At 64.9% G+C, this 2785-nt stretch carries 4 protein-coding genes; 1 reads left to right on the plus strand and 3 read right to left on the minus strand.

The window, feature by feature from the left end:
• The 3 genes from JNK68_00850 to JNK68_00860 form a co-directional block, all read right to left on the minus strand.
• Nucleotides 1–199 (minus strand): hypothetical protein (locus tag JNK68_00850; protein MBL8538893.1); only part of this gene is annotated, 199 nt, incomplete at its 3' end.
• 646 nt (nt 200–845) lie between these two features.
• The gene (locus JNK68_00855; protein ID MBL8538894.1) at nt 846–1211 is read right to left on the minus strand and encodes a hypothetical protein; all 366 of its coding nucleotides are present in this window, start codon (nt 1209–1211) and stop codon (nt 846–848) included.
• A 268-nt stretch (nt 1212–1479) separates the two neighbouring features.
• Nucleotides 1480–2088, minus strand: coding sequence for a TetR/AcrR family transcriptional regulator (locus JNK68_00860; protein MBL8538895.1), 609 nt, complete (start codon nt 2086–2088; stop codon nt 1480–1482).
• Nucleotides 2089–2185: 97 nt separating this feature from the next.
• On the opposite strand from JNK68_00860, the gene JNK68_00865 reads away from it, so the two are divergent.
• On the plus strand, nt 2186–2785 hold a 600-nt coding region (locus JNK68_00865), incomplete at its 3' end, for an MBL fold metallo-hydrolase (protein MBL8538896.1).

A 2785-nucleotide genomic window follows, 5' to 3' on the forward strand; every position in this document is an offset into this window, starting at 1 on the left:
TCGGCGGCTCCGTCACGGGAGGCATGACCTCCTGCACCTTCGGTGCTGTGATCAGATTCACCATGATCGGTGCAGCGTCGATGAGGGCCTCGCGAAACGGCTGATAGGTGAGCAGCGCCGCGATGACGATGACGTGCATGACGGCGACGATGACGAACGCTGCCGCCTTCTCGCTGCGGCGCTGAAGCAACGTCGACATCGCGCATGGAAGAGACGCGGACTGCGGCACTCAGGGTTCCTCGCGGGCCACTCGAAACCGGGGGCAGAGCGTTCCGCCACGCGCGGATCAACGGATTTCGCGATGCCAACCCCCGGAGATCGCGAATGAGAATGATTGTTATTGTGTGGGTTAGCCCTGCCGCAGTCAAGCCGCACGCCCGTGCACGCGGCACGCTGGCGCCCCATGCCAGACGCGTGCGGCGCAGGCGAGATCGCTTGCTGCCCGCCGCGTCCAGCCGTGAGAGTCTCAGCCGCCGGTGCCGCGGCGCGCGGTCCGCGACCGGCTCGGGGCGGACCTTCGCGCCAGGATGTATGCGCAGCGAACTGCCGCCTCCTTCGAGGTACGCCGCTGCATCGATCGACCGGAAGAGCTGGATCAGGCGCGCGATCGCATCCTCTCGGTGTGCGTCGCGGTGGCGCGGCAAGGCAGCGACGAGCGTATTTCAGGCGGAAATGGGGCGCCAGCGACGCTTATCTGCCGAAGAACTCGGCGATGGACACGGATGGGAAGGCGCCCGAACGGCGGCGTCGAGTCGGATGCGTGAACGAACCGTCAGGACGCGGGACTGATCGCAGCGCCCCGGCGGCGTTTCAGGAGGCAATGCGACTACGTTCCAATCCGCCGGTCAGCGGACGCCGGTCTCGTTGGCGCTGTTGATGATCCAGATCAGGTGGGCATTCATGTCGAAACCCGCCGAGCCGGCGAAGATCAGTCGCCCCTGCCCCTTGTAGACGGCTTCGTGGCGGTACCGGTCGGAACCGAAGAAGAACGGAATGAATGCCTTCCCGGTAATGTAGGAACCCTGGTCCGATGGCACGCCGAGGATGCCCTGCACCTGGCCAAAGCTCATGCCGATCTTGAGTTCCGAGAACTTGCTGCCCGGAACCGGCTTGCCGGTGATCTCGCCTTCCCAGTCGTTGATGCCCTTGACCTTCTGTCCATAGCCGGGCTCGACCTTCGTCGGGTCGATCACCTCGCCGCGGTCGTTCATCCCCGGCCCGATCTTCGAGGCGGTCGCGGTCGAAGCGGACGCCGCTGCGGGGGCGGCGGACGTGCCACTCCCCTCGCCCGCCTTGCCGCCCGGCACGGAGCTGCAGCCCGCCAGCACGACCAGCGCCCCGATTGTCGCCAATCCCAGGGTTCGATATGTCATGGTTCTTCTCCGGAGCAGGAAAGGCATTCCAGTGACGCTTTCCGGATTGTCTTCCCGACCGCGGCCCGCGGTCAACGGCGGCTTTGCGGTCAGTCAGCCCGACGCTTCAACCATCGAAGCGCACCCCCATCAGCGCGGCAATGCCGCGGGCCTGACCCGCCACGGCGACGTCGCGCATGATCGTCGTCTGCACGATGTAGCCCAGGACGACCGACTGCAGGGATTGCGCAACTTCCTCCGGCGACCCCTGGGTGCCGACGACGCCGTCCTTTTGCCACCTCACGACGCGCGCCGCAAACTGCGCACGAAACTGCAGATAGAAGCCCCGCAGCTGATCGCGCACACGCTCGTCGCGTTGCGCCTCGCTCCAGCCGTGTATCGCGATGGGCAGGAGGTTGTAGCCATCCCGTTCGCTAAACCGCTCTATCGTCAGCAGCACCTTGGCGATGAAATCCGCCGGGGTCGGCGCGTCTTCTCCCTGCAGCAGCGGCACCATCTGCGTTGCGAGCGCCCCGAGCGAGGCCGATATGGCGCTGAGAATGATGTCTTCCTTGCCACAGAAGTAACGGTACATCGCGCTCGCGGACATCCGCGATTCCGCAATGATCTCTTCCATGGTTGTCGCCTGCACACCCTCGCGGTAGAAGCAGCGCCACGCGGCTTCGAGGATCTGACGCCGCCGCTCCTGCCACTGCTCATCGGAAATCTTCGGCATGGCCCCAGTATACCAAAGGGAACAAACATTCCTTGACAACGGCTGGCGCCCCTGCCTAGCATAAGGAACGATCATTCCTCTTCATCCGGAGGCGCTCATGGCCGAGGCAACGCAAGCCGGTACCGCGGGATACCGGATCCATCATCTGAACTGCGCCTGCATCCAGCGCCTGTCGATTCACGGCCGCCAGCTGGCCTGTCACTGCCTGTTGATCGAAACGCCGGCGAGCGGACTGGTGCTGGTGGATACAGGACTCGGGACTCCCGACTTCGTGAACCCGGCGCAGCGGCTCGGGATGATGTTCACGTATGTCTACGCGAATCCCAAGCGCGACGGGTCTTACGCGGCGGTGAACCAGATCCGCGCGCTCGGGTTCAAGCCGCAGGACGTGCGCCACATCGTGATGACGCACATGGATCTGGATCACGTCGGCGGTCTGTCGGACTTCCCGCACGCCACGGTTCACCTGCACGCGGCCGAGTTGAAGGCCGCTACCGAGCGCCGTTCCTTCAAGGCGAAGCACCGCTATCTGCCGGTGATGTGGGCGCACCAGCCGAAGTTCGAGACCTACTCCGAGGAGGGCGAACCCTGGATGGGATTCGAGGCCATCCGTGCCTTGCGCGGACTGCCGCCGGACATTCTGCTGATTCCGCTGTTCGGCCACACGCTGGGACACTGCGGCATCGCCGTGCAGGAT

The organism is Betaproteobacteria bacterium, assembly GCA_016791345.1.
In the GTDB taxonomy this organism is placed as follows: domain Bacteria; phylum Pseudomonadota; class Gammaproteobacteria; order Burkholderiales; family JAEUMW01; genus JAEUMW01.